This is a genomic window from Streptomyces sp. SGAir0957 (assembly GCF_043523415.1).
This window is the reverse complement of sequence record NZ_CP027294.1, coordinates 1-15,528: the sequence shown is the minus strand read 5'-3', so window position 1 is coordinate 15,528 and position 15,528 is coordinate 1. Positions and strand designations below refer to the sequence as shown.

The window sequence follows — 15,528 nt, the reverse complement described above, 5'->3', positions numbered from 1 at the left end:
GTTTGAGCCGGTAGTTGGATATCTTGCGTTTGACGACGCGGGGCTGGCTGCGCAGGCGTCTGGTCGGCAGGAGCCGCTCCAGCAGGTCGTGTTCGAGCAGGACCAGTGCCTGGGCCAGGAGGTCAGGGGGAAAAACGGCCCGGCGTGACGGTCACGCTGCGCCGGGCCGAGCGCAGGGTCTCGGTGAAGGAGAGCCGGTCTGGATCCGAGCCGCCGGAGGTGGCGGTTCGAAACATCAGCTCGCGCAGGGCCCGGTGGACCAGCAGGTGGGCCCAGATCTGCTGCAGCACCCCGTCCGGGGTCTTGCTGCTGAGCACGGTGTGGGCGCCGCGCTGGCGGGTCTTGAGTTCGCCGAGGACCGACTCGACCTCCCAGCGCTCCTGGTAGAGCGCGGCCAGTTGCCGGGCCGGGAAGCGGCGGGCATCGAGCAGGCTGGTCACCAGCCGGTAGTCGTCCGCCGCCGGGCCGGCGTGGTCGAGTTGGTAGGCCAGGACTCTCACGGTGACCGGGTCTTGCTTTGCGGGGTCGGTGCTGGCGTGGATGCGGGAGATCCAGGAGCCGTCCCGCAGCACCCGGTCGGCGGGCAGGACGCGATTGGCGGGCACCCGCCACAACAGGTCGGCGCCGCTGGCGGTGAAGGCCCGCCACAACGGCACGCCGAGGAACTCGCGGTCGGCCAGGACAAGCTGGCCGGGTCCGCAGGAGCGGGGCAGGCGGCGGACCAGGGTGACCTCCCCGGTGCGGCAGCCGGCCAGCTCCGCGTCCACTACCAGGTGCGTGCCGGTCTCCACCAGGCAGGCCATCCACACCTGCGGGAAGGAGCTCTTGTCCGCACCGCGGGCGTGGCCCGGGCGGCCGAAGGCGGCCTCGTTGGCCACCGTGTCGGCGACGTCCCAGCAGGTGCCGTCCACCGCCAGCAGCCGCAGGCCCCGCCAGAACACTCCGGGCGTGTCCTTGGTGCCCAGCGGTTTCGCCGTCGCGGTGAACAGCACCCGCAGCGGCTCGCTCCCCAGCCGCTGACGGGCCCTCAACAGCGAGGACTTCGCCGGAATCCGCCAGTCACCCAGCAGCCCCGGGCCCCGCAGGCCCTCGACCAGGTGCCGCATGACGTCCAGATAGGGAGCGGGCGAGAACAGCGCCAGGCCCAGGACGAAGTACACCACCAGCCGGGCCGGCAGCAGGCGTCTGCGTTGCTCCACCCGCCCGCAGGCCGCCAACACCCGATCCACCAGACCCGGCGGATACACCAAGGTCAACAGCCCCAGACCCGATAAGTCAGACACACTCGCAGACACCGGCACCACCCCCGGGAGCAGTACACAGAAGCCTACGCCGAGCAGCTAAAACAACGGCATTGGGCCTAGGCGCTGTTTCTCGGATCTCCTGACATGACAGGGATGTTGTGGTCAGGCTGGAGTCATGGGTCGTGGGGATTTAACGAATGCGGAGTGGGATCGGCTGGAGTCGTTTCTGCCGCGGGGCGGGACGCGTGGAGGACGGTGGAGTGACCACCGGCGGGTGATCAACGGGGTGCTGTACCGGGTGCGGACGGGCGTGCAGTGGCGCGACCTGCCCGAGCGCTTTGGGCCCTGGGAGACCGTCTACAAGCGCCATCGCCGCTGGTCAGCGGACGGCACCTGGAAGATGCTGCTGTCGAAGATCCAGGCAGCCGAGGATGCGGCAGGTCGGGTCGACTGGGACGTGTCGGTGGACTCCACCGCGGTGCGGGCTCACCAGCACGCCGCTGGCGCCCGCAAAGTGCCGCCGCCCGCGCCCCCTCAAAAGGGGGCCCGCACGGGGACGAAACAGGCCGATCCGGTTTTGCGGAGACTGGCCGTCCGGCTGGAGGAGGTGGTTGCCTCGGCGAGTGCCTGGGACGCTCCCGCGGCGGACTGACCACCAAAATCCATCTCGCCGCCGACGGACCCTGTCGGCCCCTCGCGCTCCTGCTGACTCCGGGCCACTACGGTGACGGCCCCCAACTCGAGCCCGTGCTGCGGCAGATAGCGGTGCCCCGCATCGGCGTCGGACGACCCTGCTCCCGGCCCGACCACGTCCTGGCCGACAAGGCCTACACGTCCCGCAACAACCGCCGCTACCTGCGACGACGCGGGATCGCCCATACCATCCCCGAGCGACGTGACCAGCGCAGACACCGGCTCAACCGCGGCTCCCGCGGCGGCCGACCCACCGGCTTCGACAGCGATCACTACAAGAAACGCAACACCGTCGAGCGTGCCATCAACCGCCTGAAAGGCTTCCGCGCCGTCGCCACCCGCTACGAGAAGCGGGCTTACATCTACCTCGGCACCGTCACCCTCGCAGCACTCATCATCTGGCTCCGCACATGATCCGAGAAACAGCGCCTAGTACTGCAGGAGCACCGGCTGCCGCCGGACGGCTGCGGCCGGCCTGTGCGGGCGTGAGGCGGTGGCGGGAGCGCGCCACGGCGGCCGCAGACCGGCCGGAAGCAGTCCGGTATGCCGGCGCCGAGTGGAGCCGGGACGGGGTCCGGCGGCAGCGTTGGAGTGCCGGATTGCCTCAGATGTGGGACGTGACCCGCTTGACCATGGTCACTTCGCTGGGCCGGGCCTCTCCGCGGCTGAGGACGCCGAGAACCACAGGCTCGATCCCCAGTTTCAAGGTGACGTTCTGCAGCGTTTCGCGCAGGTAGGGGTGGGCGATGAAGTAGGCGTTGTACTCGGCATAGAGGTCGATGGCCTCCCGTGTGGGAGAGGGGCCGTCGTCCATGGTGAAATCGACCACCACGACAATCTCGACCTCCGCCAGAGGCTGTTCCTCTGCGTCCCGCAGGATGACCGTTTGCGTGAAGCGGACGGCGAAGCGCGGCGGTTCCAGGAGCACTTCGCCGGGGCCGACGCTGATGACGATGGTCGACACGTCCAGGGGCGGGTCCTGGACCGCTTCGGCCCGCAGCCGCTGGACACGCACGTCGTCCAGGTGCAGCCGGCTGTGCAGGTCTCGCAGATCCTCTTGTGACGAGATCGTTTGCAGCCGGTCCTCTTGTTGTGCGGGCGTGGTGGTCATGGGCAGGTGTCCCGGGTGGCGAACCGGCGTGCGGTGGGCGCGTTCTCCTGCAGGACTTCTTCGAGCGAGGCGAGCGTACGGGTCACCCCGGCGGTGCTCGTACGCTGCCACTGCTGTTGCTTGGGCTCGTGCAATGCGGCGTTGAGGCGGGCAACGTGCCGTGCGTCGAGGTAGGTGACGCCTGGCTCGAGGTCGAGGCAGTACTGCTCCTTGAGCCAGATCAGGACTTCTGGCCATGCCCAGATCTTGGATGTGGAGCGGCCCTGGCCCACCTGGGTCCGTGCTGCGGGAAAGGGCTCACGGCCGGTGCGGCGTTTGCCGGTTGCCCAGAGCCTGACTGCTTCGTGGGTCAGGCCGGCGCGGGCTGCGATGTCGGCGAGTGTGACGAACTGTTCGTCGACGCGTTCGACGATCGTGTGTGGCAGGACACGGCGGATGTGGTTGGCGGCTGCAACGGCGTCGGCCACCGGATCGGAGCCGGTGGAGTAGACGGTTGCGGTGGTGAGTCCGCCGGCCTCCTGCCAGCCCAGGTCGCCGAGGCTGAGTGCCAACTGCTCGATGGTCTCGTCATCGTCCAAGTTGATGTTTCGGATGACGAGAGAAATGCACGTTGTCACGGAGTACCCCCTTCTCCTGACTCCACCATACCCGGTTGTTGGACTTATCCAACACGCTAAACGCAAGTGGATCCGGACGCATTCCCGCGCTGCCGGATGCGCCGCAGAAGAAGTCTTCTGCGCTCTTTGCCCTGCTCGATACGGTCCTGCAGAGCGGCGGCCGGTTCCTGGCGGGGCAGGCCGTCGACCATGTGTCCTGCTTCGTCGGACCGGTGTCCGGCTTCAATCACCAGCATCTCGACCTCGCCGACCGAGGGCGGGCAGCCCAGGTCGCTCCCGGACGGCAGCACCTCATAGGCCGTGATGAGCAGAGCGTCGGACTGTTCCTGGGCGTGGATGGCGCGGCCGAGGAGCTCTTCGGCCTCAGCCGCCGCGGTATCCGCACATTCCAGCAGCTCAGCAGCTTCCATCTGCCGGTCCGCGGACGTCAGGCAGGCATCGGCGGCGTCCATCAGTCGGTCCGCCTGCGTGAGCAGGACGACAGCCCGGGCGACTATCTGTCCGTCGGCCTCGGCCGCGAGGTGGGGGCACCGCTCGATCTTCTTGCGCGCATCGCGCGCTGCATCCTCGCCGCCGTTGCCCGTGCTGAGAACGAGGAAGGCGCACGGCTCCTCGAGGGCGGGGTCGCACACGATCCGGCCCCAGGCATGGCCGTCGTAAGGCTTCAGATGCCAGCCAGAGGAGCGAGCGAACTCCAGGGTTTCGCGCCACCAGGATTTGGAATGGCGGGGCCATGCTTCCTTGGGCTGGTGCCAGTTGCTCACCTGGATCCTCCGTCCCCCGTAGACCACCTCCGCGGCATACACCATCGGCAGTCACCAATAGCCCAGTTTCTCAGGCAATGCCGGTACAGGGCCACCATCTGCGGACGATCCGGTGCCGTCGTACGCCGGTCCGGACGGCCGTTGCCGCGGCAGCACGTTCCTGCCGTCACGGCTGCTGCCTGCCGCGCCGGTGGTCTCCCGTTCCCTCCGCCGTGACGGGGGCGTCCGGGCGGGTCGGCGCGGCGCCCGGACCGGCGGACGTGCGCGGAAGCGGCCGGCGCTTGTCCTCCCCGGCTCCGAGCACCGGTTTGTCGGCGGAGGGAAGCTCTTGCCGCGAGGAGTTGCTCTTCACATCGTCGCCGCTCAGGGGGAAGAGAAGCATTCTCCGCATGCCTGCGCCGGCGTGGACGACCGCCGCCCCGATGCAGAGGTAGGGGCTCGTTTCGTACGCCGGCTGTTGCCGGGCGAGGTCTGCCGCACGGTGCCCTCTCCATGCGTTCTCCGCCTGTGGCGAAAGCCGCCACAGGGGCGGGTAAGGGGCATTCAGCCCGTTCTCTCGTGTTTCCGCGCCGGACGGTAGCCTCATCACGGCGGAAAAGAAGGCATGGAGATATTCCCAGAGCCCGCCGCCCGGGCCGATCTCTCTTTCCGTGTGCAGGGAAGGCAGTACGTCCACAAGAACGCGAAGGGTGTGCGGAAGGTGTCTTCCACGCCCTCAAGCGGGTGCGCAGGCCCTCGACGCCTTCGGGCTGATAGCGGCGGTATCAGGTGTAGTAAGTCTGCGGGGAGAACCTGCAGTACCGGCAGAACAGGGCGACGTTCCCAATGACTTCCCGCCATGGCGTGTGACAGCCAGGCACCGCGTGGCCTCCCGGCCAAGCGGCTTACCATGGCTCGAGTTCGGCATACCCGTCGCGTTTCCGGTCAGGCGACTTGGCGGCCCAGCTTTGCCGACTTCCGGTTGTGCCCCTTCGTATCCCACCACTCTTCGAGGTGAGCATGGACCAGATGCACGAGCTGGTGCAGTCGGTCGGGAGGGGGCGCGGGCGAGGTGAGCACATCGGCCCAGGACTTGTCGTCCCAGGGCAGAGCGAGAACCCAGTGTTCATCCGGGTGGCCATGGCGTTTCACGCCGAGCTGGTAGGCCAGTGTCGCGCTACGGTCCGCATGCTGCTCGACCGACAGCTGTTCGACATCGAACCGCACCCCGTCAGCAGTCACGTATGAACTGCTCAGTGCTTTTTCGGCTGGTGTTTGTTCTGCCATGGTCGAAACACCCTTCCTATCTCGTCCCGCGTCCCCTCACCTGTTTCTAGCAGCGAGGCGCGCTGGCGGCGACCGTCTGGTTGACCTTGTAGGCGGTCAGAAGGTCGTTGGTCCCGGCCGGGGTGCCGATGATGGTGCGGAACTTCTCCACGCGCGGGCACTGGTTGAGGTACGTGGAGTAGCCGCCGCGGCCGTTGGCGTCGCCGGACCATATGGCCGCGTTTATCTTGCGGTCCATCGTGCTGTTCCAGCCGTGCCGAGCCTTGATGTGCTTCCAGCCCCATGTGCTCGTGCCGCAGCGGAGCGTGATCACCTTGGGGCCTCGATAGTACTTCTTCAGGACGTAGGTACGGCTGTGGCTTCTGCACTTGGCGTCAAAGCTGGTGGCTACCGCCGCGACGGCCCCATCCGCAGGCCCCTGCGACGCGGCGGACGCCGGGCCGACTGCTGGAACGAGCAGGACTGACATGGCCGCAGTAGCAATCAGTGCTGCCTTGATCGGGACGGTGACAGGCATGTGTTCCCCCTTTGTTCCCCGTGGTCAGCGGGGAGTTGTTGGATGGAGCGCCTCTGTGAGACGCGGGAGCACCGTGTCATCACTGTCTGAACCCTGTCAATCACTTACGGGTGCGGCTCTCGGCTCATACAAGCGAAGATCTGGCCGTTGGCGAAGGAGTGCAGAAAGGGCAGGTCAGCAGCGCGAGTGCAGTTGATACAGGCCGTCAGCTTCCCGGCGTTGTCCTCGTCAGGAACCAGTAGCTCGGCGGAGGTGCGGATCTGGTCTGCCAGCACGGTCATCTCCGGGCAGGCGCCGGTGAGCTGGTCACGCAGAGCGCGCTGGCCACCGGAGAGGTGGGCGAGGTGGCAGGTGAGCAGGCCGGTAACCTTGCGGGGCGGCAGGGCGGCATGGTCGGCCTCGACGCGCCCTTGGTTGATGTAGCGGACCAGGAGATTGGACGCTGCCGGTGTAACCCTGTTCCCGGATCTCCGCCAGCAGGTGAGTGACGGGGACGGCCGGGTCCTCGGTGCGACGTCTGCGCAGATGATCGCGGTAGGGGTCGACCAGACAGGCCCGGTATACGGGGGCGCGGACCATGCGGTCCGGCTCGCTGTGGCGGGCACAGCGCTTGACGGTGTTGAGCGACACGCCCAACCGGCGGGCGCACGCGAGCAGGCCGACGCCCTGGTCGAGGAGGTCGTGCACCTGCTGCCATCTCTCACGGGTCGTGGCGCTTTTGCCCTGGGTCAGCGGCGGGCCGAACTTGCTCCAGCAGGAGGCGGGCCTTGACCCTTGATGCTGGACACACGAGACACTGGATCCTGAGGATCTGAGAACGGACATCTCGTGGTCATGAAGAACTACCCGCCGGAGTTCAAGGCGGACGCGGTCGCGCTCTACGAGTCGCGGCCGGAGGCGACGATCAGGTCGGTCGCCGCCGATCTGGGCATCAATCCGGAGACCCTGCGGAACTGGGTGAGGGCTGCCGGAGCAAGCCGTCCGCGAGGACGCCGGACGGCGGAGACGGCCCAGCCGCCGGAGCCGCTGGAGGCGGAGAACGCGGCTCTGCGGAAGAAGATCCGCGAGCTGGAGGAGGAACGCGAGATCCTGCGGAAGGCGGCCAAATATTTCGCCGGAAAGACGCGCTGGTGAACCGCTTCCAGTGCGTCGCCGACCTGCAGCGCCGCTACGGCGTGAAGCGGCTCTGCCGCGTCCTCGGCGGCAGCCGCTCGAGCTTCTACTACTGGCGCCGGACAGCCGCAGACCGGGCCGCCCGGCAGGCGGCCGATGCCCGACTGGCGGCCCGGCTACGGGCGGTGCACCGGGAATCGGACGGCGCCTACGGAGTCCCGCGGATCACCGCCGAGCTCCGCGAGACCAGCGGTGAGGCGGTCAACCACAAGCGGGTCGCCCGCATCATGCGAGAGTCCGGGATCGAAGGGGTCAGGTTGCGCCGCCGGCACCGCACCACCGTCCCCGATCCGGCCGCAGCCAAGGCCCCAGACCTGATCCGCCGCGACTTCACCGCCATCACGCCGAACACGAAGTACGTCGGTGACATCACCTACCTGCCCCTCGACAGCGGGAAGTTCTGCTACCTGGCCACCGCCATCGACCTCGCCTCGCGCCGTCTGGCCGGCTGGGCGATCGCCGACCACATGCGCACGGACCTCGTGACCGACGCCCTGGCCGCCGCCGTCCGCACCCGCGGCAGTCTCGCCGGATCGATCATGCACACCGACCACGGAGCCCAGTACACCAGCAGGGCTTTTGCTAAAGCCTGCAGCTCAGCAGGGGGACGATTTGATCTTCCTCGATAACCAAAAGACTGACCCGCAGCCTAAAAAAAGTCACCGATACTATCTCGATGGAGGAGTTCAACGAGAGTATTGACCCAGTCGATATTCTACTGGGTGACTTCATCGACTGCGCAAAAAGATCACACCCGGAGTCAAGGGCGGAAGTTGGACTGGGTGCGCGTGGATCGCAGGATGATTCATTGCCACATCAGCGCTCAAGGCGCTGGCCGATGCCGTCAAGGCTGCGGATGCATCCCTCAAGGTTGGTGTCGGCCTCGCCGTTGCTTTCAAGACCCTGCGAGCTGCCCGACTGCCTGAGTCGGCAATTGCAGGAATTGCTCGCAAGCTGGTCAAGCGATTCTTTAAAGACTGCAAAAAGTCGAGGTTGTCGAGCTTCTCGGCTCGAGGGATCATAGGGACCCCCGTTCCAGAGTACTCACGCATCGGCATGATCGCATACAACAGCAATGATATATCGCACATGGCCCTCAAAGTCCGGATAGGATCCAGACCTGGCTACACCGCCAAAAAAACGTTGCCGTAGCCAGGGTTCCGGGTTGGAACGACCCCGTTCACGGTGACTTCGTATACGCTGTCAGCGAGATTCCGGCGTTCACTCTGAGATCGGAATCATCGACAAACTCGAAAAGAAAGTCTTCTCAGCCAAACAGATTGAGGAGCTATACACAGAGCGACAACCATGCCCGCTTGCGCCTCTGAACTGGAGAGTAAGCTCGTGACGAGAACACCCGTTCACTGGCCAGTTGGTTACGGATCGCATAAAGAGCTGAACATAGAGATGCGGCTTACGCTGGAAGATATGAGCAGACCATTTATGGAAGGATAGATTTCTCATGAAGGGGTGGAGTTAGGGAGGTACTCCCCCCCTCATGCTACTGAGAAACTCATGCAGTGAAAGGCGTAGCTCATGTGTGAAGAGCTCAAGGCTGACGAACAGAGTATCACTGAGTGGAATAGTATTGCCGACGTCGCAATCCGCGAGCTTAGGCTTGCCGGCCTCACGGCGACGCGAATCCCGAATAAAGATGCCATCCCCGGCGCACAGGTCATGGTGGACCAGATGGGTGATGGGGGTGGAGTCTTCGTCACGTGGAGGCCCGCCCCACCCCCGGGGGGAGATTTCATGGAGAGCATAAAAAGAGGGGACATGCACCTACGGATGCGCGAGATCCGCCATCGTCAGGTAATTGCTGCAGAAATGAATCGAGCAATCCTGGCAATCTTGAATTCTGCCGGATTTATCGCTACGGACGCAAGTGACGATATTGATCCATACACAATTCGCGTAGAGCGCGGTGAGAAGAACATGTAGAACCTCCCCCGTCCGGGAGGGCGCGGTCGGGATCTGTCGACTATGCGTCAACCTGCGTGATCCGCTCATCCTTCGACTGCTACTGGGGAGATCACGTGAACCAGGGGAATCGCCACATTCGCAGGACCTGTTGTCGGCTCGGCCGCCGCCGGGCTCACCGCCTGGACCGCCGACCGCACGAACAGTCGGCAACAGCCCCGCAAGATCTGCATCCCGCTCCAGGCAGCTTTGGTCAAGGCTGCACGCGGACTTCACCGATGGGCAGCGCCAGGCCACCACGGACGACCCAGTCAGCAACGCAAGCAGATGTACACCTGCGGGGTCACGCATCCCACCTCGCACCGCCGCATACGCAAGCCCGCCTACCCACCCAAGGTCGATCCGGGGAGGGTAATTGCCCGAGCCCCTGCCGGCGCCCGCCGACGGTCGCCGTTCCCCGGCGGACGCCCCAGCGCTATCGGACCCGGCGGCCGCCGAGCGCCAGGAGCTCATCGAGCGTTGGGCCGAACGCCACGGTGTCGGCGCCGCCCGTCGCCTGGCCGGAGCCAAGGCCGAGAACCTGGCCATCGCCGCCGAGACCATCCCGGACAACACCGCCTTTCGTATGAGGGCGAGGTCGCCTGCCTTACGGGCGCAGGCCCCTGAACAGCGCGGGACTCGGCACGCGGCGAAACCGATGTTGGTGACGTGCTCGTACTGGCCCCACTGCGAGAGCCAAGGTCGACGACGTGGTCGATCCAGGCGGCATCCAGGACCTGGTCGTCATCGTCGGCCCAGGCCTGCACGAGGCCGTCCCGGTGCCGGACGTTGAGGGTGCGGTGTTCGATGACGCGCTGCTGGGGGACGGAGGACCTGGGACTGATTGAGTGGGTGTATCTCCCCGCGGGTGCCGCGGCCGCAGCGTATGAGGCGGGCGGCCAGGTGGCCGGGCCGCGTTCTGCCGTCGCACCTGATGGTAGGCCTCCTCGATCCGTGCCAGGTTCGCCTTCGACGCAGTACGGCGTCCATCCAGCCAGGCCTGGACGGTGCGGTCGGTCGGTCGGTCGGTCGCGGTGAGGCTGGCGGCCCGGGCGGCGGTGCGGCCCGCTCGGAGCGGGTGAGGTAGTGCAGGCGGGTTAGCAGCCCGCGGCGCTGGCTGATGGGTGTGGCGTGAAACCGGCCAGAGCATCGAGCTGGCGGGCGACGGCCTGATGGCCCTTGATGCCGCGGGCCCCGAACTTCCGAGCTCCAGGTTGCGTGCGGGCATCAGGCGACCGCCTTTTCGGCGAGAAGTCCCTGGGCTCGGTGGCGGGCGCACACGTAGCGCTCGGGCAGGGCCAGGCGCCCGCACGGGTCCTGGGCGCTGCCGCCCGAGCAGGTCGGGGGCGACGTGTCGGCGGCCGATGCCGGGGCGGGGGCCGGTATCACGGCGCGGGACTGTGTCCGCTCGCGGCAGTGCTTGCACAGCCCGTCCTCGAGGACCGGGCCGATCACCATCATGTGGGCACCGCAGTCGCCGCAGAACCGCGCGGCACGGCTTCGAGGACCGGCTGGTCGTCCGTCACCACTGCGGTGGTGGGCGGGTGAGCGATGACGCGGTCCAGTTCGCACACGGCGCACCGGCCCGAGCGTCGTGCGGAGCCAGACCATGAGTGCTGCGAGGGTGACGGTGCCGAGGTAGATGTAGGCCGCTTCTCGTAGCGGGTGGCGACAGCGCGGAAGCCTTTCAGGCGGTTGATGGCACGCTCGACGGTGTTGCTGCGCTTCTTGTAGTGCTCGCCGTCGAAGCCGGCCGGCCGCCCCGGGAGCCCCGGTTGAGACGGTGTCTGCGCTGGTCACGCCGTTCGGGATGGTGTGGGCGATCCCGCGTCGTCGCAGGTAGCGGCGGTTGCTGCGAGCCGTGTAAGCCTTATCGGCCAGGACATGATCAGGCCGGGAGCGTGGTCGTCCGACGCCAAGACGGGGTACGGCTATCTGCCGCAGCACGGGCTTGAGTTGGGGGCCGTCACCGTAGTGGCCCGGAGTCAGCAGGAGCGCGAGGAGCTGGCAGTGTCCGTCCGCGGACAGATGGATTTTGGTGGTCAGTCCGCCGCGGGGGAGCGTCCCAGGCACTCGCCGAGGCGACCACCTCCTCCAGCCGGACGGCCAGTCTCCGCAGCGCCGGATCGACCTGGTTCGTCCCTGCGCGGCCCCTCTTTACGGGAGCGCGGGCGGCGGCGCGTGGCGGGCCCGGCGGCATGCTGATGGGCCGCACCGCGGTGGAGTCCACCGACACGTCCCAGTCGACCCGGCCCGCTGCATCCTCGGCAGCCTGGATCTTCGACAGCAGCATCTTCCAGGTGCCATCCGCTGACCAGCGGCGATGCCGCTTATAGACGGTCTCCCAGGGCCCGAACCGCTCGGAAGGTCCCGCCACTGCACACCGGTTCGCACCCGGTAGAGCACCCCGTTGATCACCGACGGTGATCACTCCACCGGCCTCCACGCATCCCGCCCGGAGGCGACTCCAGCCGTTCCCCCTCCGCGTTCGTTAAATCCCCACGACCCATGCCTCCAGCCTGACCACAACAGCCCCGCCAGGTCATGAGATCCGAGAACAGCGCCCAAGGGGCTGCGATCAATAACCTGCAGTCTTGATCTTGCAGCTGCAGTCGTTGCTTCGGGCAGTGACTCTGGCTTGAAGGCCTGCCAGGACGGTCGGCGGGGTGGCGGTCTGCGAGATGGCAACGCTCTGCGCTTCGAGTAGTCGTCTGATCTTCAGCAGGGTGCGGTGCATGGCGGTGCGGCTGCTGGCCTGTTCGTCATGACCACACGTAGAACGTCGCCACGCCGGACAATCCCAGATCGCGAATGCGTTCTCGGACGGCAGCAGCAGTCCGCTCGAAGGCAACCACCACCTCACCGACGGACAACGAACTCCTGTCCTGTTCATCCGCACCCAGCGACCAGGTGTTGGTCTCCCACTCCGCGCGCCGGTCAGTCGGCTCCAGTGCCAGAGGCTCGTCTGCCTCTTCAGCGATTCACGTCAACAGCACCACAGCAGTATCCCTGCACGACTCGACCCGAGAACAGCAAAAGAAACGACGTCTAAGGCCCTCTCGACACGCCGGGACCAGGAAATACCTACGTACCACCATCAAGTAGAGCGACACGCTCAGTCATGGTCCATCGGTCGCGCTCGTCGGACCAGACGACCACCCTAAAGGAGCCGAAGCCTCGGGCCTGACGGTGAACGCCTGCTCTGGCGGCTGCCACATCCGGTTGCACTCCTGGAGAGGGAGAACCTTCCTATGGACACCGCTCTGAGCATCTTCTCGAAGCGAAACGAGTAGCAGCGGTGGGCGAAGGTGTTCTTGGTGCCGAAGAGGTCGTGCTCTCATAGGTCGCGGCGAATTTGACGACGGTCGTCAGCGACCGGCCCGAGGACGTGTGGGCGAAGAGGGTGCCCTCGTGCTGCCGGGCTCAGGACGTCCCTCTCGTAAGAGTCCGCCAGTTCGGCCGTCTCCCGTAACGCCTCGTCCTTGTGGCGTGCGTTGGCGCTGTCCTGACCGCGGCTCAGGACCACCAGTACCCCGGCGATGACCAGGACGATGACGAACGGCGTCAGGAGCGCCACGATGCAGCCCAAGGCCGGTACTCCGCCGCGGTTCGACCGCGGCGGAGTACTGGAAAGGGCGGGAAACGTGCTCACTCCTCTTCGCGCCTCGCGGACAGCAGGGTTCTGTTGGACCCGGCCGCCTACGCGACTCCGCATCCGCCGACCGTTGGACGTGGCTGATCATCGCCGCCCACACTTATCCGCCCATAAAACCCGTCGGTTACGACAGGAATGATTCCGATTCATTTAGTCGAAAACCCGTCTCTCAGGGGATTTTTTGTGCTGTCAGCCCACCGCACACATAAGGCGCTCCGGCAGAGTTTGGAAGAGGCCACGTTAAAGGCGCGTGAAGCCCACTACACAAGCAATCCAGAGGGCCGTACGCCCGCCCTTCGAGTGGGCATAGGTACAGGACGTGAGACGACTCAGTGCCGCTACAGCCAGGCCGAATGCGATCACGATAATACCTGCGATCACGACTCACCCCTTCCTTCTTTTGTTCCAGATTCCGAAGCCGAACATTGCCACGATTCCGACAAATATGAGGATCGCGACCACGGATCCGGCGGTCCCGCCCGGGATCCAACTCCCGCGGCCATCAGCAGCGAACAACATGCGAATTCCCTCCTTCAGATTGACCTTGTGGCGTGCTCCCGCCTGACGGGAGCACGCCACAATTAGGTGGTTCGATTACGACCAGGATTCGGAATCCGCGTCCTCCACCTGGCTTCCGACAAATTCGCCCGCAAACCCGCAACCGGCACCGACCAACGCTCCGCCCACGCCAGCCGTCGGCAGGCTCACCGCTGCAGCTGCCGACACACAGGTGGCATCGGTGATAGCACCTGCGACAGCGCCCGCGGCAGTCGCGGCGGCACCGCCCCAGTCGCCCTTCGCGGCGTTTTCACCAACCCCCAGGATTGCCTCGGCATCGAACGCGCCACCGACCTCCTTTTTGGGCGCCTCGTCCATTCTGCAGACAAGGCGCCCAAAACAGATGTCCTACCTAGCCGAGCTTGGCCACCCCAGCCGCATACACGATTCCCAAAATCAGCATCGCTACACCCACAACTCGAAATGCAATCGAGTTCGATGCCTCAAATCGGCGCCCTGACCGTGAACCGACTTCCCGGCCGAATCGTGGACCGAAAACCGCAATGGCAGCACCCATCATCGCGACGATGATCCCAACCAGAATATGCATACAGCCGACTCCTCTGCTTTTGCATTTCCGCCTCTATCAAGCGGAATCTACTTGCGCCGGCGACTTCTCAAGTAGAGAAAAAGGGCGCCGAGACCAAACAGGACAACCATTCCAATTGCCAGGAAAGGCGACCATGACGGTCCGTCTGGGCGGTCGTTTGCAAGCAGCAGTAGTGACGTCATCGCACCCTCCGTCTAAATTTCACCACGTGTACTTCGCCGATGCGAAGCATTTGCCCGAGCTCCCTCCCGTTCCGACCCCCTCAGATCGGTCGGTGGCTACGGAAAGTTCTGCTGGGCCATCGCCACAAGCAACCTCACCAGTCCAACCGCTGTCGGCGGAACCAGACGCCAAGCTGGCATCGGCGCCGGCGCCGGCGCCGGGAGTACCTGCACCGAACTGCACGTACGGGTGCAGACTTTCGTCCTCGTTGATACTTACTCCGCCCCCGATGCAAAGTCAGTAACACCCCTCTATGCCTATATCGAAAGAAAGAAGAACGCTCTGGTCGCTGCGATTGGCGGGGTCGCCGGCGGCATAGGCGTAGAGGTTGCTTTCTTTGCCGGAGGGGTCGGGCTGGGTGAAGCGGCCGAGTTAGGGGTCGTAGTAGCGGGCTCCCATCTTGTACAGGCCCGGCGGGTCGAGGTAGGTGCCGGTGTGTAGCGGTAGGGCTGGTTGGTGCCGGTGGTGGTGCGGACTTCGCCATAGGGGCCGTAGCTGTAGGTCGCGGTGCGCTTGCCGCTCGCGTCGACCAAGCCGATGACGCTGCCCTGGACGACGGTAGGCTGATACTGCCTTGCTTCGGCCGAGGCCCCGGGCCAGTAAATACGCGTGGGCGCCCTACGCATTTCAAGAGTAGGACGCCCACGTACCGGTGGCACTAACGTGACGATTGTCCGCTCACTCGTTTTTCTCTGATGCACATGGAGAGAGTCGCCGCGCGTACATGACCGTTACCTCTTGCGGGCCTTACTCCACAAAAAAGCCACCCCGACGATTACGATCAGGATGATCGCGATGATCCAGAAGCTAGGGGTTCCTTCCCCTGCTCCCTTAGCCAAAAAGACGAGCTCATCCATCTTTCCGGTCTCCTCTCTCAGTGCGCGACCCCCTCTTTAGTTGAGGACGCTAGTCGCTGCTTTTCGCCAAGCTCACCTGCTGCGTACCCGGCCCCGAAGCAGGTGGCACCAACCGCGAGTCCACCCACTCCCGCAGTCGGTGCGCTCACCGCGGCGGCTACTGCGCCGCACCCAGCCTCGGCGGCGGCGCCAGCGGCCATACCCACTCCCGTGGCCAGGGCGTCCTTGTAATTACCCTCGTCAATGTCCTTCGCCATGCTGCCTATGTCGTAGATGTCGAATCCCTTGCCGACAGCGTCGAAGAAAGACAGCCCGTTCGGGTCGATGCGGTTGGTGGGGTCG

15 protein-coding genes and 4 pseudogenes are annotated in these 15,528 nt (G+C 65.5%); 4 read left to right on the top strand and 15 right to left on the bottom strand.

Annotated features, from left to right (window positions below):
* Window positions 1–122: 122 nt before the first annotated feature.
* Window positions 123–1,283 carry an IS4 family transposase gene (locus C1N81_RS44940; RefSeq protein ID WP_394426203.1) on the bottom strand — a complete coding sequence of 387 codons (1,161 nt, stop codon included), beginning with the start codon at window positions 1,281–1,283 and terminating at the stop codon, window positions 123–125.
* 136 nt (window positions 1,284–1,419) lie between these two features.
* On the opposite strand from C1N81_RS44940, the gene C1N81_RS44935 reads away from it, so the two are divergent.
* A protein-coding gene (locus tag C1N81_RS44935) for an IS5 family transposase (protein WP_394426200.1) occupies window positions 1,420–2,351 on the top strand; the annotation gives its coding sequence in 2 pieces (ribosomal slippage) (window positions 1,420–1,767 and window positions 1,770–2,351; 930 coding nt in all).
* A gap of 190 nt (window positions 2,352–2,541) precedes the next feature.
* Here C1N81_RS44935 and C1N81_RS44930 read toward each other — a convergent pair.
* The 7 genes from C1N81_RS44930 to C1N81_RS44900 form a co-directional block, all read right to left on the bottom strand.
* Window positions 2,542–3,048, bottom strand: a complete 507-nt coding sequence (locus C1N81_RS44930; RefSeq protein ID WP_394426197.1) for a hypothetical protein — start codon at window positions 3,046–3,048, stop codon at window positions 2,542–2,544.
* Window positions 3,045–3,626 carry a hypothetical protein gene (locus C1N81_RS44925; protein WP_394426195.1) on the bottom strand — a complete coding sequence of 194 codons (582 nt, stop codon included), beginning with the start codon at window positions 3,624–3,626 and terminating at the stop codon, window positions 3,045–3,047. The genes C1N81_RS44930 and C1N81_RS44925 overlap by 4 nt, the downstream gene beginning before the upstream one ends.
* A 95-nt stretch (window positions 3,627–3,721) precedes the next feature.
* Window positions 3,722–4,429, bottom strand: coding sequence for a hypothetical protein (locus C1N81_RS44920; RefSeq protein ID WP_394426193.1), 708 nt, complete (start codon window positions 4,427–4,429; stop codon window positions 3,722–3,724).
* Between the two features lie 166 nt (window positions 4,430–4,595).
* Window positions 4,596–4,811 carry a hypothetical protein gene (locus C1N81_RS44915; protein ID WP_394426192.1) on the bottom strand — a complete coding sequence of 72 codons (216 nt, stop codon included), beginning with the start codon at window positions 4,809–4,811 and terminating at the stop codon, window positions 4,596–4,598.
* A 542-nt stretch (window positions 4,812–5,353) separates the two neighbouring features.
* On the bottom strand, window positions 5,354–5,695 hold the full coding sequence (locus C1N81_RS44910) for a hypothetical protein (RefSeq protein WP_394426190.1): 342 nt from the start codon (window positions 5,693–5,695) through the stop codon (window positions 5,354–5,356).
* A gap of 46 nt (window positions 5,696–5,741) precedes the next feature.
* The gene (locus C1N81_RS44905) at window positions 5,742–6,212 is read right to left on the bottom strand and encodes a hypothetical protein (RefSeq protein ID WP_394426188.1); all 471 of its coding nucleotides are present in this window, start codon (window positions 6,210–6,212) and stop codon (window positions 5,742–5,744) included.
* A 104-nt stretch (window positions 6,213–6,316) separates the two neighbouring features.
* Window positions 6,317–6,817, bottom strand: coding sequence for a hypothetical protein (locus C1N81_RS44900; protein WP_394426187.1), 501 nt, complete (start codon window positions 6,815–6,817; stop codon window positions 6,317–6,319).
* A gap of 223 nt (window positions 6,818–7,040) precedes the next feature.
* Here C1N81_RS44900 and C1N81_RS44895 point away from each other — a divergent pair.
* The 3 genes and pseudogenes from C1N81_RS44895 to C1N81_RS44885 form a co-directional block, all read left to right on the top strand.
* Window positions 7,041–7,990 (top strand): annotated as a pseudogene (locus C1N81_RS44895) (IS3 family transposase); the annotation flags it as partial.
* Window positions 7,991–8,580: 590 nt separating this feature from the next.
* Window positions 8,581–8,733: a nucleic acid/nucleotide deaminase domain-containing protein gene (locus tag C1N81_RS44890; RefSeq protein WP_394426242.1), complete on the top strand. Its 153-nt coding sequence runs from the start codon at window positions 8,581–8,583 to the stop codon at window positions 8,731–8,733.
* A 188-nt stretch (window positions 8,734–8,921) separates the two neighbouring features.
* Window positions 8,922–9,326 (top strand): hypothetical protein, encoded by a 405-nt coding sequence (locus C1N81_RS44885; protein ID WP_394437740.1) that lies wholly within the window; start codon window positions 8,922–8,924, stop codon window positions 9,324–9,326.
* A 663-nt stretch (window positions 9,327–9,989) separates the two neighbouring features.
* Here the strand turns inward: C1N81_RS44885 and C1N81_RS44880 are convergent.
* The 7 genes and pseudogenes from C1N81_RS44880 to C1N81_RS44850 all read right to left on the bottom strand — a co-directional run.
* A pseudogene (locus C1N81_RS44880) lies at window positions 9,990–10,572 on the bottom strand (hypothetical protein); the annotation flags it as partial.
* Complete coding sequence (locus C1N81_RS44875) at window positions 10,572–10,805, bottom strand: hypothetical protein (protein ID WP_394438702.1); 234 nt, start codon at window positions 10,803–10,805, stop codon at window positions 10,572–10,574. The pseudogene C1N81_RS44880 and the gene C1N81_RS44875, both read right to left, overlap by 1 nt.
* A 135-nt stretch (window positions 10,806–10,940) precedes the next feature.
* A pseudogene (locus C1N81_RS44870) lies at window positions 10,941–11,854 on the bottom strand (IS5 family transposase); the annotation flags it as partial.
* A gap of 827 nt (window positions 11,855–12,681) precedes the next feature.
* The gene (locus C1N81_RS44865) at window positions 12,682–12,933 is read right to left on the bottom strand and encodes a hypothetical protein (protein WP_394426185.1); all 252 of its coding nucleotides are present in this window, start codon (window positions 12,931–12,933) and stop codon (window positions 12,682–12,684) included.
* A 660-nt stretch (window positions 12,934–13,593) separates the two neighbouring features.
* A complete protein-coding gene (locus tag C1N81_RS44860) occupies window positions 13,594–13,875 on the bottom strand; it encodes a hypothetical protein (RefSeq protein WP_394426183.1) in 282 nt (93 codons plus the stop codon).
* Between the two features lie 34 nt (window positions 13,876–13,909).
* On the bottom strand, window positions 13,910–14,107 hold the full coding sequence (locus C1N81_RS44855; protein WP_394426182.1) for a hypothetical protein: 198 nt from the start codon (window positions 14,105–14,107) through the stop codon (window positions 13,910–13,912).
* 1,096 nt (window positions 14,108–15,203) lie between these two features.
* Window positions 15,204–15,528 (bottom strand): annotated as a pseudogene (locus C1N81_RS44850) (hypothetical protein); the annotation flags it as partial.